The sequence below is a fragment of the Glutamicibacter uratoxydans genome, from assembly GCF_050753455.1.
Taxonomy (GTDB): Bacteria; Actinomycetota; Actinomycetes; order Actinomycetales; family Micrococcaceae; genus Glutamicibacter; species Glutamicibacter uratoxydans_A.
In genome coordinates this window covers 297,082-322,158 of the sequence record NZ_CP192736.1, presented here as the reverse complement: position 1 = coordinate 322,158, position 25,077 = coordinate 297,082, and the positions used below count along the sequence as shown (strand labels likewise).

At 57.8% G+C, this 25,077-nt stretch carries 22 protein-coding genes; 14 read left to right on the top strand and 8 right to left on the bottom strand.

What is annotated here, in order from left to right; genetic code table 11:
• The first annotated feature begins 230 nt into the window (after nucleotides 1-230).
• Complete coding sequence (locus tag ACQQZ8_RS01545) at nucleotides 231-1,412, top strand: hypothetical protein (RefSeq protein WP_431710998.1); 1,182 nt, start codon at nucleotides 231-233, stop codon at nucleotides 1,410-1,412.
• 81 nt (nucleotides 1,413-1,493) lie between these two features.
• On the opposite strand, the gene ACQQZ8_RS01540 is transcribed toward ACQQZ8_RS01545, so the two are convergent.
• Complete coding sequence (locus ACQQZ8_RS01540; RefSeq protein WP_431710997.1) at nucleotides 1,494-2,114, bottom strand: malonic semialdehyde reductase; 621 nt, start codon at nucleotides 2,112-2,114, stop codon at nucleotides 1,494-1,496.
• Between the two features lie 260 nt (nucleotides 2,115-2,374).
• Here ACQQZ8_RS01540 and fdhD point away from each other — a divergent pair, with 260 nt between their 5' ends.
• Nucleotides 2,375-3,205: a formate dehydrogenase accessory sulfurtransferase FdhD gene (gene fdhD, locus ACQQZ8_RS01535; RefSeq protein WP_431710996.1), complete on the top strand. Its 831-nt coding sequence runs from the start codon at nucleotides 2,375-2,377 to the stop codon at nucleotides 3,203-3,205.
• A gap of 45 nt (nucleotides 3,206-3,250) precedes the next feature.
• Nucleotides 3,251-5,572 (top strand): FdhF/YdeP family oxidoreductase, encoded by a 2,322-nt coding sequence (locus ACQQZ8_RS01530; RefSeq protein WP_431710995.1) that lies wholly within the window; start codon nucleotides 3,251-3,253, stop codon nucleotides 5,570-5,572.
• A gap of 353 nt (nucleotides 5,573-5,925) precedes the next feature.
• Here the strand turns inward: ACQQZ8_RS01530 and ACQQZ8_RS01525 are convergent, their stop codons facing one another.
• Nucleotides 5,926-7,113, bottom strand: a complete 1,188-nt coding sequence (locus ACQQZ8_RS01525; RefSeq protein WP_431710994.1) for a sensor histidine kinase — start codon at nucleotides 7,111-7,113, stop codon at nucleotides 5,926-5,928.
• A gap of 45 nt (nucleotides 7,114-7,158) precedes the next feature.
• Nucleotides 7,159-7,347: a hypothetical protein gene (locus ACQQZ8_RS01520; protein WP_431710993.1), complete on the bottom strand. Its 189-nt coding sequence runs from the start codon at nucleotides 7,345-7,347 to the stop codon at nucleotides 7,159-7,161.
• 97 nt (nucleotides 7,348-7,444) lie between these two features.
• Here ACQQZ8_RS01520 and ACQQZ8_RS01515 point away from each other — a divergent pair, with 97 nt between their 5' ends.
• The 4 genes from ACQQZ8_RS01515 (at nucleotide 7,445) to ACQQZ8_RS01500 (ending at nucleotide 11,971) form a co-directional block, all read left to right on the top strand.
• Nucleotides 7,445-8,137: a response regulator gene (locus tag ACQQZ8_RS01515; protein WP_431710992.1), complete on the top strand. Its 693-nt coding sequence runs from the start codon at nucleotides 7,445-7,447 to the stop codon at nucleotides 8,135-8,137.
• A gap of 117 nt (nucleotides 8,138-8,254) precedes the next feature.
• Nucleotides 8,255-10,795: an ATP-dependent Clp protease ATP-binding subunit gene (locus tag ACQQZ8_RS01510; RefSeq protein ID WP_431710991.1), complete on the top strand. Its 2,541-nt coding sequence runs from the start codon at nucleotides 8,255-8,257 to the stop codon at nucleotides 10,793-10,795.
• 136 nt (nucleotides 10,796-10,931) lie between these two features.
• Nucleotides 10,932-11,282, top strand: a complete 351-nt coding sequence (locus ACQQZ8_RS01505; protein ID WP_431710990.1) for a VOC family protein — start codon at nucleotides 10,932-10,934, stop codon at nucleotides 11,280-11,282.
• 29 nt (nucleotides 11,283-11,311) lie between these two features.
• Nucleotides 11,312-11,971 carry an alpha/beta hydrolase family protein gene (locus ACQQZ8_RS01500; protein WP_431710989.1) on the top strand — a complete coding sequence of 220 codons (660 nt, stop codon included), beginning with the start codon at nucleotides 11,312-11,314 and terminating at the stop codon, nucleotides 11,969-11,971.
• Nucleotides 11,972-11,987: 16 nt separating this feature from the next.
• Here the strand turns inward: ACQQZ8_RS01500 and ACQQZ8_RS01495 are convergent, their stop codons facing one another.
• Both ACQQZ8_RS01495 and ACQQZ8_RS01490 read right to left on the bottom strand, forming a co-directional pair.
• Complete coding sequence (locus ACQQZ8_RS01495; protein WP_431710988.1) at nucleotides 11,988-13,484, bottom strand: helix-turn-helix domain-containing protein; 1,497 nt, start codon at nucleotides 13,482-13,484, stop codon at nucleotides 11,988-11,990.
• A 173-nt stretch (nucleotides 13,485-13,657) separates the two neighbouring features.
• Nucleotides 13,658-13,927: a hypothetical protein gene (locus tag ACQQZ8_RS01490; protein WP_431710987.1), complete on the bottom strand. Its 270-nt coding sequence runs from the start codon at nucleotides 13,925-13,927 to the stop codon at nucleotides 13,658-13,660.
• 234 nt (nucleotides 13,928-14,161) lie between these two features.
• Between ACQQZ8_RS01490 and ACQQZ8_RS01485 the strand changes: the two genes are divergently transcribed.
• From ACQQZ8_RS01485 to ACQQZ8_RS01470, 4 genes are all read left to right on the top strand, one after another.
• Nucleotides 14,162-14,770, top strand: a complete 609-nt coding sequence (locus tag ACQQZ8_RS01485; protein ID WP_431710986.1) for a HutD family protein — start codon at nucleotides 14,162-14,164, stop codon at nucleotides 14,768-14,770.
• 568 nt (nucleotides 14,771-15,338) lie between these two features.
• Nucleotides 15,339-16,640, top strand: a complete 1,302-nt coding sequence (aceA, locus tag ACQQZ8_RS01480; protein WP_431710985.1) for an isocitrate lyase — start codon at nucleotides 15,339-15,341, stop codon at nucleotides 16,638-16,640.
• A gap of 129 nt (nucleotides 16,641-16,769) precedes the next feature.
• Entirely contained in the window at nucleotides 16,770-18,407 is a 1,638-nt protein-coding gene (gene aceB / locus ACQQZ8_RS01475) for a malate synthase A (RefSeq protein WP_431710984.1), read from the top strand.
• 181 nt (nucleotides 18,408-18,588) lie between these two features.
• Entirely contained in the window at nucleotides 18,589-19,626 is a 1,038-nt protein-coding gene (locus ACQQZ8_RS01470) for an alpha/beta hydrolase (protein WP_431710983.1), read from the top strand.
• Between the two features lie 59 nt (nucleotides 19,627-19,685).
• On the opposite strand, the gene ACQQZ8_RS01465 is transcribed toward ACQQZ8_RS01470, so the two are convergent.
• Entirely contained in the window at nucleotides 19,686-20,348 is a 663-nt protein-coding gene (locus tag ACQQZ8_RS01465) for a YoaK family protein (protein ID WP_431710982.1), read from the bottom strand.
• 191 nt (nucleotides 20,349-20,539) lie between these two features.
• On the opposite strand from ACQQZ8_RS01465, the gene ACQQZ8_RS01460 reads away from it, so the two are divergent.
• Nucleotides 20,540-21,961, top strand: coding sequence for an amino acid permease (locus tag ACQQZ8_RS01460; RefSeq protein WP_431710981.1), 1,422 nt, complete (start codon nucleotides 20,540-20,542; stop codon nucleotides 21,959-21,961).
• A 28-nt stretch (nucleotides 21,962-21,989) separates the two neighbouring features.
• Nucleotides 21,990-22,640, top strand: a complete 651-nt coding sequence (locus ACQQZ8_RS01455) for a DsbA family oxidoreductase (RefSeq protein ID WP_431710980.1) — start codon at nucleotides 21,990-21,992, stop codon at nucleotides 22,638-22,640.
• A gap of 61 nt (nucleotides 22,641-22,701) precedes the next feature.
• Here the strand turns inward: ACQQZ8_RS01455 and ACQQZ8_RS01450 are convergent, their stop codons facing one another.
• Nucleotides 22,702-23,358: a LytR C-terminal domain-containing protein gene (locus ACQQZ8_RS01450; protein ID WP_431710979.1), complete on the bottom strand. Its 657-nt coding sequence runs from the start codon at nucleotides 23,356-23,358 to the stop codon at nucleotides 22,702-22,704.
• Between the two features lie 73 nt (nucleotides 23,359-23,431).
• Nucleotides 23,432-23,731: a type II toxin-antitoxin system VapB family antitoxin gene (locus ACQQZ8_RS01445; RefSeq protein WP_431712108.1), complete on the bottom strand. Its 300-nt coding sequence runs from the start codon at nucleotides 23,729-23,731 to the stop codon at nucleotides 23,432-23,434.
• A 252-nt stretch (nucleotides 23,732-23,983) separates the two neighbouring features.
• On the opposite strand from ACQQZ8_RS01445, the gene ACQQZ8_RS01440 reads away from it, so the two are divergent.
• Nucleotides 23,984-25,024 carry an isopenicillin N synthase family dioxygenase gene (locus tag ACQQZ8_RS01440; protein WP_431710978.1) on the top strand — a complete coding sequence of 347 codons (1,041 nt, stop codon included), beginning with the start codon at nucleotides 23,984-23,986 and terminating at the stop codon, nucleotides 25,022-25,024.
• Nucleotides 25,025-25,077: the final 53 nt, after the last annotated feature.

The window sequence follows — 25,077 nt, the reverse complement described above, 5'->3', positions numbered from 1 at the left end:
TGATCCGGAGCACATTCAAGCAATAATCGTATTAAGTAGCCAACTTTTCGATTTCTATCGAAATATATACGGATCTTTAGGTATATTCACTCATAGTTCCCCGACTTCATAGCGATTAGCCATACTTATCCCTGCTAAATATCGCGTTCCCCTGCTCAACTCCCACACCTTGAGGCTTGCGTAGACTGGAGGCACGACTTACACGCTGAACTAAGGACACTACGCCGATCATGGCAACACGTAAGCCCAGCAAGAAAAAGACTTCTCAGGGACACCCCGCGCGACGCGATGGGGGTAGCTCCGTACCCTTTGAAACCGAGGTTCGTCAGGCTCTGCAACCGTTCAAGCAGGCCCTGCATCGGCATTTCCACCAGGGGTCGGCCAGCGAAACCCGTTCGGCCATCGAAGGGGTGACCACCCTGTTAACAGTTCACGCGCAACTTCGCCAGAAGGTCGATGTCACTAGCTTCGACACGAACGCGCTGGGCGAACAGCTCGGCCACCTTCGCTCACTGGGCGAACAGGTCCAGCAGACCAGCGCGAATCTGTTGAAGCAATATCTGGTCTTTCTGGGTCAAAGCGCGAATTTTGGTGGCAGCGTCGAGGAGTTTAAGACCAGTTTCGAATTCCTCTCCAAAATGGCCGGGGATTCACCCATCGTGACTCCCTTCATGGAAGACGATCAGGCCAACGCAGCCTTCGAACAGCTCCCGATGGTTTTTGCCGCACGTGAACTGCTTCAGTGGGTCGCAGAAGGTCAACCCACCGATCCCAGCGGAGTACTCTCCGCAACGGTCCTAGCCGACGCGGCCGAAGCATTAGGCATCATCGTGACCGTTGACGAATCGGCGCAGCCCGATGACACCGCGTGGGAGCCAGCCGACGGAAGCACCGTAGCCGTCTTGGGTGACATTCCACGATTGGCCGCTTATTGGGATGCATTTATCGGCACAGCGCTATTGCGTTACCAGGAACCGAATGCCGTACCGACCGAAAACCTGTCACAGGCGCTCAAGTCGAACACTGGCCCCGGGGCGCGGTTGATCAAGGAACTGATCGCGGAAGTTCTGTTCTCCCACGTCCTGACCAACGCCCTCGCCGTTCCGGGTCAAGGCCATGTGGCCGAAATGGTAGCCGGTGTGCTCAGTAGCGCGGCATCCTCGACTCAACCCCGGACTGAGTTCGCGCTGCAAGTCCCCTCGGCAGAAGATCTCCCTGAAGAGCAGCAGCACCTGTTGCCGCAACTGCAGGCCACGGTTCCGCAGGTGGAGCGCATCTTACGTTGCTTTGAACGCGAGGGCCTTGTCGTGATCGATGAGTATATTACGGTTCCTGAGGTTGTTCGCACATCATTGGAACGCGCCCTGGAAAAGGTCTCGGATCATCTACTGTTCGACGACACCGCCAAGTAGAGCTCGACAGCCAAAAAAGACCGCGGCCCACCACTGGAATGCTCAGTGATAGGCCGCGGTCTCATACTATTGACCGAAATCCTAGAGGCTACGTACCGCAAAGTCTGCGTCGTGACGAGGCAGGCGATCGAACCAAGGGTTCGGGCCCGGCTTGCCAACATTCACGATCAGGAATGACTTGTGACCGGTTTCGGCGTTGATCGCCTCATCCAGAGCCGCACTATCGAAACCACCCATCGGCCCAACAGCTAGGCCTGCGGCGCGTACGGCCATCATGAAGTATCCGGCTTGCAGCCAAGCGTTATTCCCGCCCACCGCAGCGCGCATCCCTGGCTCTTCGAACATCGCCTTTCGTTCTGCGGCATGCGGGAAGAAGAACTCAAACTCTTCATGCCAGTCGGGGTCGAAGGAGAGCACGGCCAATGCCGGTGCAGCCAGCGCCTTGGCTGCGTTCGGTCCAGCCATGGTAGAAGCTACGGCGCGACGAGCCTCATCGGACTTGATCCAGCTGATCCGCAGAGGCTGGTTGTTCATCAACGTTGGGCCCATCTTGGTGGCCTGGTAGATGGCATCGAGGACCTGATCGGAGACTGGCTCCTCACTGAAGGAGTTGGCGCTACGTGCTTCAAAGAACAGCTGATCCATCACCTCGGGAGAAAGGGTAAAGGCATCGGTTGCGGCGGCGGTTAGCTGTTCAGTCATGAATTGCTCCTAGTATCGAAAAGATTGACACTTCAATCATTATCGATGCAGACAAGGCGCGACAAGTTTTTGTGACCAGCGACACAGGCTCAGTAATTGATATACCTTAGATATACGTATTGCGCATCACTAGCAAGCCGTAACCTTGCAGGGTTACGGTAGAGGATACGGATACGTGCCCGCGCGGTTGCCTACCTCGATCCCCAATGGACGGTGCACAGCAACCAAACGCGTTACTCGCCCAGCAAAGGAGCACCATCATGGGACGCAAGATCACCCGACGGCGCATAATTCGCGCCACCCTGGATGGGCGCTGCATCACTCGCGAGGAAAAACTAGCCGGAGAAGAACCATTAGAGATCCGTTTTGATGCCACCTCGTTCACCACTTCCATGCGCACCCCCGGCAATGATTTCGATCTGGTAGCAGGATTCCTGCTAGCCGAAGGCATAGTTGATCATGCCGAACAACTCACTTCAATGCGCTACTGCGCGGGAACTGATGCCGAAGGGCAACAGACTTATAACGTTATCGAGGTGCACTTAGGAGCCGGCGCTCGACTTCCAGATCTGAGCCTAGCTCGAAATGTGGTGACCAGTTCCGCCTGCGGGATCTGCGGCACCAACTCAATTGAAGAAGTCCGTAAAAAGTCGCGCTATGTCCTGTCCCCCACCGACGGACTGATCGAACTTGAAACCTTGCTCGGGATGCCAGATACCTTGCGGAAATCTCAGAGCCTGTTTTCGGCTACCGGTGGGGTGCACGCGGCCGGACTCTTCAATACCTCCGGTGAGCTCTTGATCCTGCGTGAGGACGTGGGAAGACATAACGCTGTGGACAAGGTTATCGGTGCCGCGCTCCGCCAATCCCGACTGCCGCTACGCGATACTGTTCTCCAAGTTTCCGGCCGAGCTTCCTTCGAGCTAGTTCAAAAGGCCGCGATGGCCGGGATCTCCGTACTCAGCGCAGTGAGCGCCCCGTCTTCCTTAGCTGTAGATCTAGCCGATGAATCCGGACTCACCCTCGCCGCATTCTCCCGTGGCACCAGCATCAACCTATACACTCATGCACAACGCGTCGTGGGTGCCTGAAACCACCCGATCCGCTCAGCAGCAGACTTAGATGGAGTAGAAGCCATGCATCGCCCCGCACCAACTGAGGACATCAACGAAGATGATTTGAAGGTCACCGACCCCAAGCGCGCAGCCGCCGGGCCGAAGGCTGTATTAGTCTCGATGGAACGCGGCTTTGCCGAAGCCGGGGTATCCCGCACCCTACGCTCGATGCTCCGGGTCAATCAGCACGGGGGGTTCGATTGCCCCGGCTGTGCCTGGCCCGAGTCCATCACCGGGGCCCGCAAGCCCGCGGAATTCTGTGAAAACGGCGCCAAGGCGATTGCCGAAGAAGCCAGTGCGCGTACGGTGACTCCCGAATGGTGGGCCGAGCACCCGATCAGTGTGTTGCGTGAAAAGACCGAATACTGGCTTGGTTCTCAGGGCCGCATCACCACCCCGATGATCATTCGCGAGGGCGAAACTCACTACACCCCGATCAGCTGGAGCGATGCTTTTTCGACCATCGCCGAGCATGTCAACGCCACCACCCCAGAGCGTTGCGTCTTCTACACTTCCGGACGCACCGCTAACGAGACCGCGTTCATGTACCAACTGTTGGCACGTTCCCTCGGTACCAACAATCTGCCAGACTGCTCGAATATGTGCCACGAATCTTCCGGATCCGCGCTTAATCCAACGATCGGCATCGGCAAGGGTACCGTGTCGCTGGAAGATTTCGAACACGCCGAAGTGATCTTTGTCGTCGGGCAAAACCCGGGCACTAATCACCCACGGATGCTCAGCGCGCTGGCCGATGCTCGCAAGCGCGGTGCCCGGGTGGTTGCCATCAACCCACTTCCCGAGGCCGGATTCTTTGGCTTCAAAGATCCGCAGAGTGTCTCGGGCATGTTGGGCAAGTCCGCCCCGGTGTCCAGTGACTTCCTGCAGATCAAGGTGGGCGGGGACCTAGCATTGTTCCAAGCCTTCGGTCACCTGATTTTGGAAGCAGACAAACTCAACCCGGGTAGTGCCGTGGATCATGAGTTCATCGCCTCGGTCACCGACGGCTTCGAAGCTTACAAGGAGGCCCGAGCCACGCTGGATTGGGCGGCGACAGAAGAAGCCACCGGTTTGACCCGCGAAGAAATCACCGAGATCGCGGGGCTGCTGATCAAGTCCAAGGCCACGATCATCTGTTGGGCCTTGGGACTAACTCAGCAACCACATTCGGTTCCCACCCTGAAAGAAATCATCAACCTCCTACTCTTGCAGGGGAACTTCGGTAAACCCGGCGCCGGCGCCTGCCCCGTGCGTGGACACTCGAATGTGCAGGGCGATCGCACCATGGGTATTTGGGAAAAGCCAACCGAACAACTGCTCAAGGCTCTGGATCAGGAGTTTGGGATTGATTCCCCGCGGGAGCACGGTTATGACTCCACCGAAACCCTGCACGCCTTTGAAAAGGATGAGGTGGACGTCTTCGTCTCAATGGGCGGAAACTTTGCGCTGGCCAACTCCGAGACCGAAATCTTGGAAGCTGGCATGCAACGCGCCAAGCTGACCGTGCACATTTCCACCAAGCCCAACCGCTCCCACGTGGTGCATGGCATGACCTCACTGATTCTGCCCACGCTGGGGCGCACCGACAAAGATGACAAGCATCAGGCGGGAGCACAGTTCCTGTCCGTTGAAGATTCCATGTCGGTTATCCACTCCACTCAAGGACGCCTCACCCCGGTCTCCGACCACCTACTGGCCGAGCCGGTCATCGTGGCGCGGATGGCCACCGCGATTCTCGGTGAGGACCATATCGTTGACTGGCGAGCCATGGCCGAGGACTACGATGTGATTCGGGATCATATCTCCCGCGTACTGCCCGGGTTTGAGGACTTCAACCGTCGGATCCGTCAGAAGAATGGCTTCGTGCTACCTAACCCACCACGCGACTCTCGCTCCTTCGCCACCGATATCGGTAAGGGACGTTTCACGGTTTCACCATTCGAAGCCCTGCATGCCCCCGACGGACACCTGATTCTGCAGACCATGCGCAGCCACGATCAATACAACACCACCTTCTACGGGGTGGACGATCGCTACCGCGGCATCAAGGACGGGCGTCGGGTGATTCTGATCCATCCGGAGGACCTGCGCGAGCTTGGCTTCGAAGACCGCGAACTGGTGGACGTGATTTCCACGTTCCAGGGAACCGAACGACGAGCGAACCGTTTCCGTTTGATCTCCTACCCCACGGCCAAAGGGTGTGCCGCAGCGTATTTCCCTGAAGCCAACGCGCTGGTGCACCGGGACTTGGTGGCTCGCGAGTCCAACACTCCAGGTTTCAAAGCCATGACGGTGCGTTTCGTTGAGCACACCGGACAACCTGGGCCGACGCTAAATAGCTAAGACCCCAACAGAACCAATCACCCCGGGTAGCTCCACCGATTTGGTGGGACTACCCGGGGTGATTGGTTAGGTTCAGCCACTGCTTTGGGGGATTCAGTAGCGTTGAATGAACCATGACGTTATAAAAGGTACGTCGCACGGATGCTCGAACACGGCATGCGATGGGGGCACATCACCGATAATTCAAGTTCGTTATTCATGCAACGTACCTTTTAATCACCACGGCTGACTGCTGAAGCCACTCGCAAAACCTCAACAGTCAAGTGCCGCTGTGACCGGTCTTCACCGATACATATCTAACTTAACCCGTTCAGCGAAAATGCGAAATCGTACTTAAGTAGGATGCCACCTTTTTAGAAGGGAATATCGGCAATCAACACCCAGTCAGTACCCTGCGAACCGGCCTGAAAATGCCCTCCGAAAGCCTGCATCCGATCTTCCATGCCGATCAGCCCACTGCCGCCCCACAAGGCATCTCTTGTCGATTTGGTACGTTGTTGGGGTAGCTGGTTGACCATCCGCAACACCGCCTTCTCCCCCACCCGGCGAAGCGAGATAGAACATCGGCTGTTAGGTTCAGCATGTTTGATGATGTTGGTCGTGGCTTCCTGCATCACCCGGTAAAGCGCCGTATGAGCCGATCGCGGAAGCTCCGAAACTTCTTTAGCCGATATCGTTTCTACCTCGAAACCGGCATCTTTCAGTCGCTGCGAAAACACCTGAACCCCATGCAGGGCATGAATGGTGGTCGCGGCAGGATTCATCTCATCCGCCGCCCCAATGTCACTCATGGTGCCGTCGGTGCGCAGCACATTGAGCATTAGGCGCAAATCGTGCAATGTCTCGGAACTGAGCTTGGAAATAATTTCGATGGCCTCGCGGCTGGTCTGCTCATCATTCGCGAACTTTGCGGCCTTGGATTGCATCGCCACAATGGTGATGTCGTGAGCGACGATATCGTGGAGGTCGCGGGCAATATTTTTGCGCTCGTTACGGATCGCTTCTTCGGTACGTTGGCGTAACGCTTCCATCTGGCTGATGCTCTGCTGATTCTTTTTGCGCAGAACGAAAATGCTGCGCGCAGCCAAGTAGGTCAGCGCGACAACGGGGGCCAGTACCACCAAGATAATGGCGTCGCGTTCAGAGCGGAGTGCGAATTGCAGCATCCATATCGCGATAAAGGCAAGGTACAGATGCCGAATAAGCGCCGATTCAAGGCTAGCCGCCAAGGCGGTAAAGACGACCAGAGAGGTGACGAGCCAGAATAATTGGTCTGCGCTACTGAAGCCAAAGAGCAAGAGCGCAATATAGGCTCCCAGCGCAGCTGGTATCTGCCAGTAGGCCACCAGCAGAACTAAGAACAGCAGCGCCCCCAAAGCTGCTGTACTTAGTACATCTGATGACTCGAGCCCTCCATCTTCTTGGACGAGGGTAAGGATTTCCGTGCCGAAAATTATCGCTAAGACGAGTAGGCCGGTAAGAACGATGGTGCGCGGCCCACCCAAGAGTCCCCTCCAGCGCGTGCTGGTCTGTGCCGTCATCTAATGACGTGCCTTAGCAAAAGTTCGGAGCACGGCATGGAGTCTTTAGGAACCGCAACCGATACCAAAACGTTGACATACCCACTTAGAGAACTCGGTGGCTAGACCGGCAGTTTCGGCTACGGGTGGCCCAGCAACGGTAGTAACGGCTGCTTCTGCGGGCGCTGCGGTCTGCACTGCAGCAATGGGCGCAATGGCTAGGGCTGCAATTGCAAGCATCTTTGCGAGCTTCATGATGTACTCCAATGGTATTAACTTGCCTGACAAGGTGAGCTTATATACTGCAGGCACAGGTCCGCGGTTGCGGAGCCCAACGATTGAGGAACGAATCATGGAGCAAATCAAGGTTCTAGTTGCAGACGATGAACCCCTCATTCGGCGCGCCCTAGGCACAATCCTAGCAACAGACGATGCCACATTGTTATTAAATTCCGTGCAAAATGGGCAAGAAGCAGTAGACTATTGCACCGCCCATGACGTGGACGTTGTCCTGATGGACTTGCAAATGCCGATCATGGATGGAGTGGAAGCTACCCGACTGATCAAAGCCGCTAAACCCGACACTGCGGTTTTGGCGATAACCGCATTTGCCTCGGATGACTACCTTGTTCCTGTGCTACTGGCGGGCGCCTCGGGCTACTTAGTCAAGGACACCGACCCGGCAGACATCGTCAAGGCCGTCATTTCGGTGCATTCCGGCACGGCCGCGATCTCTCCTTCGGTCTCCACCGACCTCATCGCCGCCGTGCAGAATGCCTACAGCAAACCCGAAGTAACCGATGAGGTTGCCAACGAACTGGGGTTAACCAACCGGGAACTTGAAATCCTTTCGTTACTCGCCCAGGGAAAAAATAACACTGAGATTTGCCGCTACCTGAACGTCGCGGACACCACGGTTAAGACGCATATGGCCAAAATTTTTACCAAGCTCGGAGTACGCGATCGGGTGCAGGCTCTGATTGTCGCCGCTCAGTTAGAACTGGTGGATTTGAATTCCCACGAAATCAATCCGCCGCATCATTAATGCCCTCACTACGCCTGTGAGTCACACAACAAAGAGAAATTTTTTTGTCGGCAGGGAATAGATCTAGAGCCACAGCGTTGAACATGAGTACATGACACTCAAGTTCAGGAGGCTCACTTGCCAGCATTCTTCGGTTCTTCCGCCGATGGCTCGTTCGAGGAATTCCTTTCACGGTTCCTCTCCTCACGAGCCCAATCAGCACGCCCCATCGACATCACCCGATTGCTCTCCCAGCGCACCCATGAAGTGGTTTCCCGCGCTGCCGGTGTAGCCACCGACAATGGCCACGATGAAATCGATGCCCTGCACCTACTAACAGCCCTGCTGCAGAGTGAGCCGGTCTCCTCCCACCTGAAGTTCATGGGAGTAGATCTTGAGGCGCTCGCCACCGCCGCCGCACGGCGCATGCCGCAGCGTAGCGAAAGTGCTGAAAAAACTTCGCGACTCTCTTCCGCAGCGCAGCGCACACTTTTCGATGCCTATCAGGTGGCACGCAACTACGGCTCGACCTACATTGATCCGGAACACCTGTTCCTCGCCTTTGTCTTCACCCCGGAATCCCCGGTGGGTGTCCTCTTGGCCGAGCACGGTGTCACCGCGCAATCGCTCCAGCAGGCCGCCGCCGAACAGGTGCAGCGTGCTCAGGAAGAGAATTCGCAAGGATCTGCGGAACAGAACGAGTCAATGCTCGAGCGCTACGGCACCGACCTGACCGAACTGGCCGTCGATGGACAGATCGATCCGGTGATCGGCCGCGATCAAGAGCTGGAACAGGTAATCGAAATCCTGGCCCGCCGGACCAAGAACAACCCGGTGCTGATCGGTGAAGCCGGCGTGGGTAAAACCGCTATCGCCGAAGGGTTGGCCCGTTCGATAGTTGCCGATGAAGTTCCGGAGCAAATTTCCGGTGCCCGGCTGATCTCTATTGACCTTCCCGGCATGCTCGCCGGTACCCGCTACCGTGGCGACTTTGAACAACGCTTGACCTCGCTATTGGAGGAAATCGAGGATGCTGAAGGTGAAGTCATCGTATTTATCGATGAAATTCACCTGCTGGTTGGTGCCGGGGCCGGAGAGTCCGGAACCATGGATGCCGCAAATATTCTCAAGCCACGACTGGCGCGCGGGGAACTACGGCTCATCGGTGCTACTACGCTGGCCGAGTTCCGCAAGGTTGAGAAGGATGCCGCGCTCACCCGGCGTTTTGGCACCGTAACTGTCAAGGAACCAAGCCAAGAGCATGCCCTACAGATCCTGACCGGGTTGAAGGAATCTTACGAGGATCACCATCAGGTGCAGTACACCGAAGCCGCGTTGCAGGCCGCGGTCACTCTCTCGGCACGCTACCTCACCGACCGCCAACTGCCGGATAAAGCCATCGATCTGCTGGATATCGCCGGGGCCCGACGCTCGATCGCTGCGGGCGGCACCGAGGACGTGCAGGCGTTGCGTGCCGAACTGGTCGATTCCGAACGTGACAAGGCTCGCGCCATCGCCGAGGAACGCTTTGAAGATGCCGGGGCTTGGCGCGATCACATCAAGGAACTGACCGAACGCATTGTGCAGGTTGAAGAGTCCGGCGGCGAAACCGTCACCCGGGTCGTTGACGAGGCACAGATCGCCGAGGTCATCGCACGCTCCACCGGTATTCCGGCCGCTAAGATCACCGCCGATGACAAGTCGCGACTGGCCAACTTGGAAACCGAGCTGCACGCCTCAGTGATTGGGCAGCACGAAGCGGTGTCGGCCGTGGCTCGTGCGGTGCGTCGCTCACGCACCGGGATGACCAACGCCAACCGTCCGATCGCTTCCTTCATGTTCTTGGGACCCACCGGTGTCGGTAAGACCGAATTGGCTAAGGCACTGGCCACTAACCTCTTCGGCAAGTCCGAGGCGTTGATCCGGATGGACATGAGTGAGTACGGCGAGAAGCACACCGTTTCCCGGCTGATCGGAGCGCCTCCTGGCTACATCGGTCACGACGAACCGGGCCAACTGACCGAAAAGGTTCGGCGCAATCCATACTCGGTGATCCTGCTCGATGAGATCGAGAAGGCCCACCCGGATGTGTTCAACGTGCTACTGCAGGTTTTGGATGATGGACGCTTGACCGACTCGCAGGGCCGGACCGTGGACTTCTCAAATACGCTGATCCTGATGACCAGTAACCTGGGCGGGCAATACCTGGCCAGCCGCACCGGTGCGCTCGGCTTCGCTTCGACCAATGCGAAAAGTGAGCAGGATGAAATCCGTGCCAAGGTGATGGGCAAGGTTCGCGAATTCGTTCGCCCCGAGTTCCTGAACCGGCTCGATGAGGTGCTGCTATTCAACAAGCTCAACGAATCCGAGATCGCACAGATTGTCAGCTTGGTGTTGGAGGAAACCCGTTCGCACCTAGCGAATCAGGATCTTTCCTTGGTTGTCACCGATGCGGCCACCACGTGGTTGGGCAAGGAGGGCTACGATCCGGAGTTCGGTGCCCGCCCACTTCGCCGGTTGGTGCAACGCCAGGTGCATGACACGATCGCCGACCTGCTAGTGGCCGATGCGCTGAGCGCTGGGGACACCGTAGTGGTGGACGTGCTTGACGGTAAGCTTTCCGTGGCCAAGCAGCAGCCAGTAAGCGTACCGGCTTCCGTGGAGTACTTCGGCGTCTAGAAGCACTAGGAGCATAGGCGCTGGGCCCGGGCTGAATTTTTCCTTCTGGATGGTTCATCCCGGGCCCAGCTTTTTGCCCAGAATCTGTCCGGGGTAACCCCTATCCAGCGGTCCGCGGGTTCGGTAGATTATGCGCATGGCAACTCTGGGAATGATCACTATCGATGTTCAGGATGAGCGTGCCGCCGCAACGTGGTGGCGCGAACAGTTAGCTGCAGAGTACGTGGGTCAGTACCCGGGATTCACAATTCTTTCGCTTCCCGGCACCGCGGTCCACCTTGCATTCCAACAGGTTGCCGAGCCTACCTCCGGAAAGAATCGAGTACATCTGGATTTGGAATCTGCCGCCGACCGGACTTCGGAGATCGAACAATTTGTCGCTGCCGGCGCCACCGTGCTAGAAACCCACGGCGGCGGTGAAGAATTTGGGTGGAGCGTACTGCGTGATCCATTCGGCGTGATTTTCTGCCTCTCCGATCCGCACTAAGCCGCCATCCGGCGCGTAGTCTGAGAAGCATGGCAAGAAACTTTGACATTCCCTTTGGCGAGAGCAAACTCAGCGCGCTATGGGATGCTACCGACGAGGCCCGGGCTGTAGTGGTGCTTGCGCATGGCTCTGGAGCGGGCAAGGAACACCCCTTCCTAGAAGGTTTTGCCCAAGCCCTATCGCCTTTAGGCATCAACGTATTGCGTTTCAATTTTCCGTACATGGATGCCGGTAAGAAGTTTCCTGATCGTGCACCCGTGGCGGTGAGCGTCTGGAACACCGTCTACGACTGGACACAACAAAACCTGGCCGATACTTTGCCGGTTTTTGTCGCCGGGAAGTCCTTCGGTGGACGCATGGGTTCAATGATGGTGGCCGAGGGGCGCGACGTGCCCGGACTGATCTTTCTCGGCTACCCGCTCCATTCCCCCAAAACACCCGAGAAGTTGCGCACAGAGCATCTCTACGACATCACCGCACCGATGCTATTCCTGCAAGGAACCAAGGATCCTTTCGCACAAGTCCCGCTCTTACAGGACATCCTGGCTCAATTGGGAACGCGTGCCAGCGTGGAAATGATTGAAGGCGGGGATCATTCTTTCAAGACCGCACGTTCCGGTCGCAGCGTGTTGCAGGACGGCGCCCAGTTAGCCACCCCGGTGCACGCCTTCATTGACGGGCTGATCTAACCCCTAAGGGCCGGTCTCACTGCTGAGCCTGCAGGAAACGGTACACCTCGGTTTCATCCACCCCGGGAAACGCGCCGGTCGGCAACGCCGCCAGCAAGTGTGTATTGGCCCGCGTTGCTGGCCAAGCATGACCAAACCACTGCGAGGAAAGATCTGCCGGTGGACGTCGACAACAATTCTCATCTGGGCACTTCGACTGGCAGCGTTCCTTGGTATCCCGTCCGCGGAACCACTTCACATGTTCGAAAGGTACGCCGATGGACAGCGAGTAGAGTCCCGAGGAATGGCGTTCGGTGCGTGCAGTGCACCAGTAGGTTCCGCGGATCGTGTCGGTGAACTGCTCAAAGGACCGGAACTTATCTGCCACATCAAAAACCACGCGGCTGGTCCAGTATCTGCAAATTGATTGCCCTTCGATGGCCCCGGTGTGATCGGAGGGGAAGTTCACCCCGTCATTCTCGTAGGCCTTATGCAGGATCCCTGATTCGTGGACTTTCTGGAAGTGGCAGGTAATTCCCAGATGCTCAGTGGCGAGGTTGGTGAATCGGTGGGCCGCGGACTCGTAGGAGACCGCGAAGGCATCGCGAATATCTTCCACCGCGAGTTCTCGTTCATTCTTGGCCCGTTGCAAAAATGCTGTGGTTTCCTTTTCCGGCATCATCAAGGCGGCGGCGAAATAATTGGTGGCCACGCGTTGGCCGAGGAAATCCGCGTAATCGGTGGGCGTCTGATGTCCCAGCACATAGTGCCCCAGGGCTTGGAGCAACACCGACCGCGGGTCATGATCCGCGGTATGTGACTGGGTGAGGTATATCCGATGGTTCTTCAAGTCCGTCACCGAGCGTGTGGAGTGTGGCAAGTTCCCCACATAGCGCAGACTGAAACCCAGATGCTCGGCAATATCCGCGGCACGGTGGTGCGATAGCGGACCTCCCGAGTGCCCCACCGCATTGAGCAACGAGCTAGCTTCCCGCTCGATCTCCTTGTAGTAGTTATTGCGCTGGCGCATTTGATCGCGCAATTGAGTGTTGGCTCTGCGCGCCTCCTCAGGCGTGGCAGCCTGTTCATTCAACCGGCGTTCCAATTCGGATTGGAGCCCCACCAAGGATTCCAACACATCCATCGGAAGCCGAGAACCGACCCGGACCTTCGGCAATCCGAGTGCCGCATACAGCGGACCACGTTGTGCGCGCTCCAGCGCGATCTCCAAAGCCGCACGACGCGAGGGCGGCTCCGAACCCAACAATTCGTCGACGCCCGAGTCCAAGGCCGCGGCCAAAGTCTTCAGGAGAGACAGCTTTGGTTCACGCTTGCCGTTTTCGATCAGCGACAGCTGGCTCGGAGCGGTATCCACCAGCGCCGAGAGATCGTCTAAGGTCATTCTCCGCAACTTCCGCAGATGCCTGATCCGACGCCCTAAGGCGATCACGTCCAGTTCATCTTGACTCTGCGGGGTTTCATCGACCGAGTCACCCGGTCCACGGTTCCATGTGTTTACGCTCACACCTGCCATGGTATTAGAAGAACCAGATATTTTTCCACAAACATACGGAGAATCCGGGCCGAACCCGTGTTCTAACAAACCAATGGGTGAAAATTTCTCTTTTCTTCAACCCTGCGTCAATGAGTACGGGAACGCATTAACACAGCGGACATATGCCACCGCAGCTTAGGCTTCCGCAACAGCTAAGTGAAGTACTCATCCTTACCGGAGGTGCGGCAGAGGATTTCGGGACCCACTTTGGCGCTCATCACTGCATCGATCATGCGAACAGTTACTTCAGGCCCGTAGGCTCCGGCGATATCAGAAACCGCACCCTCGTGGCCCACAGCTACCGGCGTAGCACTCAATGGAACCGGCCGCTCTGAACCAGCGCTGGGGCAACCAACGATCAATGACAGAGCGGTGGCTAGCCACCGGGAACGGACGGATCGTCCGACCTTGCATGCGCTCATCAAACCATCTCCTCGTCCATGCCGAGCACCGAGCATCACCGTCACCATGGTGCGGGCACTACCTCTTGCGGGATGCCAAAAGCAAGGAAGATCCTTCCGCAACCTTGCGCTGACTTGGATCAGTAACTGTTATCGCCTGCGCTGTCTCGGTGGAACCCGCCGCAGCTACCCCGCACGACAGTTTCTCGTCGCCTAGCCACGCATGTACGAATGACCCGCCGGTAGACTACCTATATGAGCGATAACCGTGCCGCACTAACCGCAGGTTCAACCCTGGCGTTGTCTTCCGCGAAGAAAACTCAGTGGGAATTAGGTGAACTGCGGCAGCTAGCTTCCGGGACCCTGGATGCGGATGGGAAACTGCATGCTACCGGAGTGGAGCAGTCCAGTTGGGAGCTCTCGGTACGCTCCGTACTTCGATCCGGCTCCTTTAGCACCAAATCACTGCGGCATACGCTGACCCTGATTATTGGTGACTTTCTGCAGCTCTCGGCCGATGGGACCGTGCAAGGCTTAGAACCACTGCGCCCCTACCCCTTCGTCAGCCAAACACCTGTTCAGTTCAGTCAACCGGCCGAAGAACTACTCTTCCTCCATCTAGCGGTAGATCCCGAACGCGTTCGAGGCACGGTGCGCATTATCGAGCTCTCGAAAAAACGCGAACAACACTTATTTGACGGCCAGTTAGGGATGCTGCTGCAAGGCCAAGCGGTCGTTATGAGCGAAACCGGAGAGACCAAATTGCAATTACGTGACACCGTGGTTGGTGGCGATCAAGCTCAGGTTCGACTCAGCGGGCGCGGAGTACTTGCGGTGGTGTCTTTAGATCCGGTCGATGCTTAGCTTGACTGACTCGCTTGGGGCAGTACACCTCACTTTTCCGCGCTATTGCCTCCGAGCGTCCTTTCTTAAGAAACGCCATTCTTCTCGCTGCGAGTCTTGGCAGATGAGAGTGAAAGGGATCGCCGCTCGGCGAATCTCCTGATACGGGAAACTCTCCGGATTTTCCGCCACTCCCCCTGCCCGTGCGGCGTTTGCGACCTGCCTTAGAGGGCTCACCTACCCCGCAACGCGTCGCATAATCTCGGGTCAACCGACGGTATGGCGACACCTACACTCTCTCCCATCGCCCCAGTTCAGGTTACGCACCGCCCCGCTGCGGACCTTCAGCAACCATAGAAGCTACAAATATCAGCGGTTCTTCCTCTCTGTTTCTTGAACTTTGAGGGTACTCGCGCAGTTTATTCACTTATTGGTCGCAAAAATTCAAAAATTTTCTCTCGCTAAAGAATCGCCAATCTTTCCGCAAAAAATCTCTAGCGGAGCCCTTGCAGGTGCGGAAAAGTAGTTGTCACGAGGAAGTCCACGGAAAGCACTTCCGGACGGACAGCACTAAGCAAAGGAGCACAAGATGACCGAGCAGAACAGCACCGAGAACCGGATCGCCGCCATCGAAAACGACTGGGCGACCAACCCACGTTGGGCCGGCACCACCCGCGATTACTCGGCCGCCGACGTCGTCAAGCTCCAAGGCCGAGTTCAGGAGGAACACACCCTAGCCAAGCGCGGTGCCGAAAAACTATGGAATCAGTTGACCGAGGAAGCTCCGACCGGAGGCTACACCAACGCCCTCGGTGCATTGACCGGAAACCAGGCCGTACAGCAGGTCAAGGCCGGCCTACGCGCCATCTACCTTTCGGGTTGGCAGGTCGCAGCCGACGCCAATCTCTCGGGCCACACCTACCCGGATCAGTCGCTCTACCCGGCGAACTCCGTCCCGCAAGTAGTTCGCCGCATCAACAACGCACTGCTCCGGGCCGATCAGATCGAATTCTCCGAAGGCATTCAAACCGTCGAAGACTGGATGGTTCCCATCGTCGCTGACGCAGAAGCCGGCTTCGGTGGCCCACTGAACGCCTACGAGTTGATGAAATCAATGATCAGTTCCGGCGCTTCGGGCGTGCACTGGGAAGACCAGCTGGCCAGCGAAAAGAAGTGTGGCCACCTGGGCGGAAAGGTGCTGATCCCGACCCAGCAGCACATCCGCACACTGAACGCTGCCCGGCTGGCCGCCGATGTGGCCAACACCCCGAGCGTCATCATCGCCCGCACCGATGCCGAAGCAGCCACATTGATCACCTCCGATGTCGATGAACGCGACCGCGAATTCATCACCGGCGAGCGCACCGCAGAAGGCTTCTACAAGGTTCGCAACGGCATCGAACCTTGCATCGCCCGCGCCAAAGCCTACGCCCCATATTCCGATCTGATCTGGATGGAGACTGGCACCCCAGATCTGGAACTGGCCCGGAAGTTCGCTGAAGCGGTTAAGAAGGACTTCCCGGATCAGATGCTCTCCTACAACTGCTCGCCATCCTTCAACTGGAAGAAGCACCTGGACGATGCCACTATCGCCAAATTCCAGCGCGAATTAGGTGCCATGGGCTTCACCTTCCAGTTCATCACCCTGGCTGGCTTCCACGCCCTGAACTATTCCATGTTCGATCTGGCCCATGGTTACGCCCGCAACGGCATGACCTCCTACGTGGACCTGCAAGAACGCGAATTCGCCGCCGAAGATCGTGGATACACCGCGACTAAGCATCAGCGCGAGGTCGGCACCGGATACTTCGATGATATTTCGACCACGCTGAACCCGAACGCTTCCACTCTGGCCTTGGTGGGATCCACCGAGGAAGGCCAATTCCACTAATCGGACTCCTTGCGAGTCTTGGTGGGGCCCGGAGCTGAGCTGACCGGACAAACTCAACAGTCTCAGTCGTCACCGGTCACCAACTCTCGGGCCCCACCAGCATTCACAGTTTTCTAAGGATATGTAGCCATGAACTCCCCAATCACCTTGAACAACATCACCATCACCGCTTCCCCCGTGCGCTACCAGGAGCAGATCCTGACCACCGATGCTTTGGACTTCATCGCCCAGCTGCACCGAGCTTTCGAACCTCGCCGTGTCGAGTTGATGCAGCGCCGGCAACTGAACCGGGCGCGCATCGCCAATGGCCGGGACCCACAGTTCTTGGAAGAAACCCGACATATCCGCGAAGACAACTCCTGGAAGGTCGCCCCGATCGCTCCGGGGTTGGAGGACCGACGGGTGGAAATTACCGGTCCCATCGAACGCAAAATGACCGTCAACGCGCTGAATTCCGGAGCCAAGGTATGGCTGGCCGATATGGAAGATGCTTGCTCCCCCACCTGGGCGAACGTGATCAAAAATCAGGTGAATCTGCGTCGGGTGCTCGATGGAACCATCGATTTCACCTCCCCGGAGGGCCGCGAGTACAAGCTGCACAGCACCGATCTGCGCGAACTACCCACCATTGTGGTTCGTCCCCGCGGATTACACCTGCCGGAGAAAAATCTGCTGATCGACGGTAAGCCGATCGCCGGAGCCTTCGTCGACTTTGGGCTGCATTTCTTCCACAATGCCCAGCGTCTGATCTCCGCTGGCCGCGGCCCCTACTTCTACCTGCCGAAGCTGGAGAACCATCTGGAAGCTCGGTTGTGGAACGATATTTTCGTGATGAGCCAAGATCTGCTGGGCATCACGCAGGGCACCATCCGAGCCACCGTGCTGATCGAAACCATCACCGCGGCGTTCGAAATGGAGGAGATCCTCTACGAGCTGCGTGATCACTCGGCTGGACTGAACGCTGGCCGCTGGGACTACATCTTCTCAATCATCAAGAATTTCCGATCCCGTGGGCCGCGCTTCGTCTTCCCGGACCGCGACACAGTGACCATGACCAGCCCGTTCATGCGCGCCTACACCGAACAGTTGGTGCGTGCCTGCCACCGTCGTTCGGCGATGGCCATCGGCGGAATGAGCGCCTTCGTTCCTAGCCGCAAGGACCCACTGGCGAATGAACGCTCCTTCGACAAGGTTCGCGAAGATAAGCAGCGTGAGGCCAATGACGGTTTCGACGGGTCCTGGGTAGCGCATCCGGATCTGGTGCCGGTGGCTCAGGAAATCTACGACCAGGTGCTGGGCAGCAACCCGAACCAGAACGCGAAGTTGCGCGAGGATGTGGAACCATCGGCTGTCGCATTGCTGAATGTCACCGGAGTTCAGGGCAAGATCACCGAGCAGGGGGTCCGCGACAATATCGAAATCGGTCTCCGCTACATCGAGTCTTGGCTGCGTGGCAACGGGGCGGTAGCCCTGCGCAACCTGATGGAGGATGCGGCCACCGCCGAAATCTCCCGTTCCCAGCTGTGGCAGTGGATTCACCAGTCGGCAATCACCGATACTGGCGAAATCATCACCCGGAACTGGGTCCGCGAGCTTGTGGAGGAAACGATGGAGCGTTTTGAACGTTTTGAGGGCGATCGGTTCGAAGAAGCCCTGGAAATCTTCGAGGCTTGCTCATTACGCGACGATTTCCCCAGCTTCTTGACCTCCAACGCCTACCTGCGGCATCTAGATAAGCCGGCCCGTCAGTACCAGATGGCCAGCTAATCTAGCCCAGAGACACCGAGCACCTGCCTGAGCACGTGAGTGGTCGGTCCGTCAGTTCTCACCCGGTGATTCCCCAGGGTGTGGGTAAAGCGGATCGCGCACCGCGCAGGCAGGTGCTTCGGCATGTGGCTGGTAGCTGTGCCGCTCACCGGCCAAAGATCCTCGATCTATGCTTAGTAACATGTCAGCATCGCATTTTTCACAGCAGAGTAGCTGGGGGCCGGACGTCCTGGGAGAACGGTTCCAGAATCGCCGGTTGCTGCTCGCCGACGGCGGCACCGCCACCTTGATTCGGCATCGTCCGCCGGGTCTGCGCTGGCGGCCGCCAGGCACGCTGCGAGGTCATGCGGTGCTGTATGTGCATGGCTGGTCCGATTACTTCTTTCAACACGAGTTGGCCGAATTTTTCAGCTCTGCCGGGGCTGAATTCTACGCGGTGGATCTTCGCCACTATGGACGCAATTTGGATGGGTCGGCCCAGCCCGGGTTCATTTCCTCTTTGGAGCAGTACTTCGAAGAATTTGATGCGGCGAGAGAGATCATCCGCGCCGCACATCCACGACACCGGCTGGTACTGCTCGGGCACTCCACCGGAGGGCTTAGCGCCTCACTCTATGCTGCGGCCCGCCCTGGCAGCATCGACGCCTTAGTGCTCAATAGTCCCTGGCTGGAGTTTCAAGCCACCGAATTTGGGCGAACCGCCGTCTCCGCACTGTTTGCTACCGGTTCCCGCCTCAACCCGCACCGTGAATTGCCGCGGGTCGATTCAGGTATTTATACCCGCAGCATCTCCAGCGCCTACGACGGGGAATGGGATTACAACCTCGATTGGCGTCCGGTTCAAGGGTTTAGGGTAACCACCGGTTTCATCAACGCCGTGCTCCAAGCCCAAGCTAAGGTTGCTAAAGGTTTAAACCTGCAAATCCCGGTTCAGGTGTTGCTCTCTTCCCGCGACTACCTACTGCCTCGCTGGAACCCCGATGCGCAGCGAGCCGATGTGGCCCTCAATGTGCAGGAAGTCGCGCGACGCAGCACGGATCTGGGGCAGGAGCTGAATCTGGTGCGGCTGGATGGGGCACTGCACGATGTGTTTCTTTCCGCACCCGCCGTCCGCGAAAAAGCCTATCTGGCGGTGGCGTCCTGGTTGGATTCGCAGCGGCATCGGTTTAGCGATTCGTGGCTGCGTCATCTCGCCCAACAGGTAACCGGCCAAGCGTAGTTTCCGCGCACTAGGTCCAGCGCGCCATCCGGGCGTTGTGCTCAAGGGTGGGGCGGCTGTTAAGTGTTGGCCGCTAACCGGTTCAGCCGACGCTCGCGCAATAGCCCCAAGCTGGCCCACAGCAGCATCGCCGCGGCGGCCAGCCACAACACGCTCAGCCCCGCTGCCAAATAGCTAAAGGCTCCGGCCAGCGAACCTAAGGTGATCATTGACCACAAAATGGCGTAGGGGATCCACAACGTCCGACTCCCACCGCTCAGTGCCGCGGCTAACTGCTGACCCAGCTTTACCAACGTTCCGGTCATATAGGTCAACCCCAAGGAGACCTCACCACGCCGCGAATAACTCACGTTCACCGACCCCATCGAGGCAGCCAGTGCCGCGGCGGTATATACCCCGCCAGACTCTCCGAGCAGTGCGCCGCAGCAGAGGAACAAGGCGCTGGTGTACATCACCGCTGGCCTCCGGTAGCGGCGCACCCGCGAGCTGAGCAACGTCGTGAGCATCACCCCCAAAACGAAACAGCCCACTAAACTCATGGCTAGCAGCCACCCAGAAGGGTCCCCGTCGGCCAAAGCGGCGGAGGAACGCGTGGAGTTGCCAGACATGAAGGACAGAAAATATCCGCCAAAGTGGATGAACCCCACCCCATCGACGAACCCCGCCACCGCGGTCACCCCACCGGCGTAGAAAACACCGGTTATGGATAGATTTCTGGCCACCGGGCGCCTCCTTCATGAGCAAGCTCATATTGAACTACAACACAATGTCGGACTTTGCGTCGAACATCAAATGTATGATTTCTTCGGCTCCCGCGTGGTTTGGTCAGACGCGGACCGACAAAGCGTCCTGCGCTTGCGCAGCCGGCGAGCCACCACACCAATCTAACCAACCAAGAACGAAGACACGCACCGTGAGTGAAATAAAACAGGCCCTTGCCCGCGGCCTGAGCGCTAGACATATCCGTTTTATGGCCCTGGGCTCAGCCATCGGAACGGGTCTGTTTTACGGCTCATCCGCAGCGATTCAGGCCGCCGGCCCGGCCGTGCTGTTCGCCTACATGATCGGTGGTGCAGCGGTCTTTATCGTCATGCGCGCCATGGGTGAAATGGCGGTCAAGCACCCGGTTTCCGGTTCCTTCGCGCACTACGCCGGACGCTATTTGGGTCGCTTTGCCGGATTTATCACCGGCTGGACCTTCACCTTCGAGATGGCCATCGTGGCCATCGCCGATGTCACCGCCTTCGGGATCTATATGGGTTTCTGGTTCCCCGAGGTGCCTCGGTGGATCTGGGTGGCCGCGATTGTGCTAGTGATTGCGGCGATCAACCTGATGAAAGTTAAGGTGTTTGGGGAAACCGAATTCTGGTTGGCAATCATCAAGGTCAGCGCCATTGTGGCGATGATCCTCGGTGGAGCGGCGTTAATCATCTTCGGTTTCAGCGTCGAGGGCCAGGGCACCGCCCCGGGTTTTGACACTCTGCTAGGCTCCGGTTCACTCTTCGCTAATGGTTTTGTCGGTTTGCTGTTGTCCTTTGCCGTGGTGATGTTTGCCTTCGGTGGGATCGAGACCATTGGTATCACCGCCGGCGAGGCAAAGGATCCGGCCAAGTCGGTGCCGGCGGCGATCAACACCGTTCCGCTGCGCATCCTTTTGTTCTATGTGGGTTCGCTCGCCGTGGTTATGATGCTCTTCGACTGGCGCAAGATTGATGGTTCAGCCTCGCCCTTCGTCCAGATTTTCGAAGGCTTGGGGATCCCAGCGGCAGCCCACGTGCTGAATTTTGTGGTGATTACTGCGGCCATTTCAGCGATTAACGCGGACACCTTCGGAGCGGGGCGAATGCTCTTTGCCTTGGCGGAGAAGGGTTTGGCTCCGCGTTCCTTCACCAAGGTCTCCGCTAACGGAGTGCCGTGGATGACCGTGATGGTGATGGCCGCGGTGCTGGTAGCCGGAGTGATTCTCAACGCTGTGCTGCCCGAATCCTTGTTCCTGATGATCGCTTCCTTGGCCACCTTCGCCACCGTCTGGGTCTGGGTGATGATTCTGGCCTCCTATATTGCGATGCGCCGCGAAATGGGCCGCAGCGGTGCCAAACGCAATGCCTTCGAGGTTCCCGGTGGTACCGCCACGGCCTGGGCCGCACTGGTCTTCATGGCTTTCGTGGTGGTGCTGTTGGCCCTGAGCGAGCAGACCCGCGTGGCTCTCTATGTGGGTGGCGGCTGGCTCCTGCTGCTCCTGGTTGGCTACAAGCTGCTCGTTAAACCTCAGCCACAAGCCGCGGTACCGCAAGCCGCACCGTCGGTCACGTCCCAGTCAGCCTCTCGGGAATGAACCAGCAGCGCGGTTGGTTGCCCAGACTATGAGTGAAAACCGTCTGCGCGTAGATATTTGGTCCGACATCGCCTGCCCCTGGTGCTATATCGGCAAGCGCCGTTTTGAGTCTGCCCTGAAGCTAGTGGATTTTGCCGAGGATGTTGAGGTGCACTGGCACGCCTACCAATTAGATCCCTCCCTGCCCGAGCATTATCACGGTACCGAGCAAGAGTACCTGTCCACGGTCAAGGCGATGGATCCGCAGCAAGTTGCCGGGATGCTGGCCCATGTGACCGAACAGGCCGCGGCCGAAGGGCTGGCCTACGATTTCGACAGGGTGCAGCCCGCTAATTCCTTTAGCGCCTTGCGGCTTTTGGAGTTCGCTAAGCAACGTGGGGCCGGGGATGCCATGAAGGAGTCTCTCCTCGCAGCTCACTTTGTCCAAGGAGCCAATGTCGGCGATCATGACACCTTGGTTCAGTTGGCTACCGAGATCGGGCTGGACCCCCAGGACGCCGCCGCAGCGCTAGCGGATGGTAGCTACACCGATGAAGTCAACGCGGATATCGCCCAAGCTCAACAGTTAGGGATCAGCGGCGTGCCGTTCTTCGTCTTACAAGGCAAGTACGGGATTTCCGGGGCGCAGCCGGCCGAGGCTTTCGCTCAGGCACTACGCACCGTGCACGCAGAACTCTAATAAATATGACGCCCGCGGTCCACGCAAAGGTTTTTGCTTGGGCCGCGGGCGCTTCATCACGTCACTGGTCGTCTAAGGCTTCGTCCGTGGCCGGAGGATTAGCGCACTGCAACATCCCGGCTGTGGTTTCCAAATGTCGTTGTTTGGTCAGTTCGGCAAACTTCGTGCCCACCTCAAAATCCACTTCGTCATCGACCATATTTTCGTTATAAACGTAGAGTGCCCCCGGCAGATGCCGTTGCAAGCTCAAGGCTTGGGCGTACCCGTGTGGGCCGGAAACCACCACACCGACTTCCTCCGAATAATCGCTAACCGCACTGGTTACCGAGCTCACCACAAAACCGCGGCTTTCAAGCAGTTCTGCGGTTTGTCCACCCAGTCCCGAAACACCGGTGGCATTGAGCACGCGCACCTGTACTCCTTCGGGTTCTAGATATGAAAACTCCTGCTGCGGACATTGCGGGTTTTCGATCTCTTCGGGCTGGGTCATCAGCGAACCTGTGCCTTGACCGGGCAATTGCACTCGGCCGCTAAACACCAGCACGGCGAACACCAGCACGCCGCTGACCAACAGCGCAACCAGGGCAAAAATCAGATTCTGCCGGCGCCGACGGCGGCGAAGCGCTTGCGCATCGGAGTGGAAATCCAGTTCTCGTTCGCCAACGATACGTTGCCCATGCCAACGCGTGGCGTTATCCCGGTCATCTCGTGAACTCATCGTGCACCACCCCTGCTCATCTTCGCGGATATCGCATCCGACGTGGGATTCCTCGTGTCCTGAAGCTTACCGGCTACACGTCGAGGTTCAAGACCCTCGCGTGAATGATCGAACGGTGATGCAGCGCCGAACGCACCGCCCGATGCAACCCATCCTCCAGGTAGAGCTTTCCTTCCCACTGAACTACATGGGGAAAGAGATCCCCGAAGAAGGTGGAGTCCTCGGACAATAAGGCCGAGAGATCCAAGGTGCTCTTGGTGGTGGTCAACTCTTCGAGCCGCACTTGTTGCGGCGCGATGGTTCCCCACTGGCGAGTGGTGCTGAAACCATGGTCTGGATAAGGGCGAGAGTCTCCAACGGCTTTAAAAATCACCATTCCAGCATAGAAAACACCGCGCGCTCAGCGGTACTTCGCAACGTTTGCCACGCACCATCCAAAAGTAGGGTATGATCACGCCGAGCCGGGAGCCTAGAAGCCCCGCCAAACATCGCACGCAAGATGCAAAAAGGCATTATCGACCCATTTCATCGACGATTCAAACTTTTCGACGCATTAGTTCACCGGAGGGAACCGCGCGTAACTTTCGCTAGTAACAATCGGGTGATTCGGTGCAACATTGAGGGCATGAACAACGCAGTCACTGAGATTCCAGTCCTTGACATCTCCACCGCCCGCAATGCCGACGGCTCCTTTAATCAGCAGTTCGTCGAAGCACTACGCGATGCGGCGCACCGCGTAGGTTTCTTCCAGATCATTGGCTACGCCAAAACCGAAAATCAGGATCAGCAGCTGTTACAGACGCTGGCAGAGTTCTTCGCCAAGCCCGAAGCAGACAAGCTCGAACTCGATAACCGAAATAGTGCGCAATTCCGTGGTTACACCCGGATGGGTACCGAAATTACCCGCGGCCGAGCCGACGCCCGCGAACAGATCGATTACGGTCCGGAACGTCCCGCCTTGGACAGCGTCCCTGCCGATGCACCGTACCTGAACCTGCAGGGCCCGAACCAGTGGCCCGCTGATTACCCACAGCTGCAGGAACGTGCCATGGCATGGGCCGAGCTGATGCACGAAACCGGGCATACTCTACTGTCGGCCATTGCCGTGGGCCTGGGCCTTCCCGAAGATCACTTCGACGAGCCATTCGCCGACACTCCGGCATGGATGGGCAAGTTGGTTCACTATGTCTCCGGCGACGTGGTGCCGGACGCTGGCGACCAGGGTGTGGGCTTGCACGCCGACTACGGGTTCGTAACGCTGTTGCTGCAGGACGACGTTGGCGGCCTACAGGTCCAACCCTACGGTCAAGAGGAATGGATTGAGGTGCCACCAACTCCTGGCGCATTGGTCGTGAACCTCGGTGAAATGCTGGAAGTAGCTACCGACGGTTACCTCATGGCTACCATCCACCGAGTGATTGCCCCGCCAGCAGGCGTCGACCGCTACTCGGTACCGTTCTTCTACTCGCCACGACTTGATGCGGTCATCGACAAGGTGCAGTTGCCTGCCGAATTGGCCGCAGATGCTCGCGGTGTGTCGGATGATCCAGAGAACCCGATGCTGGCTTCCTACGGCGCTAACGTGCTGAAGGGATGGTTGCGCGCACACCCACAGACCGCGGCCATTCATTACCCACAGCTAGTGAAGAACAAGATCTCCGCTTAAGTTGAAATACAGCAATGCTGGTCGATTCCGCCTCTTGGCTGGTCTCGGCCAGC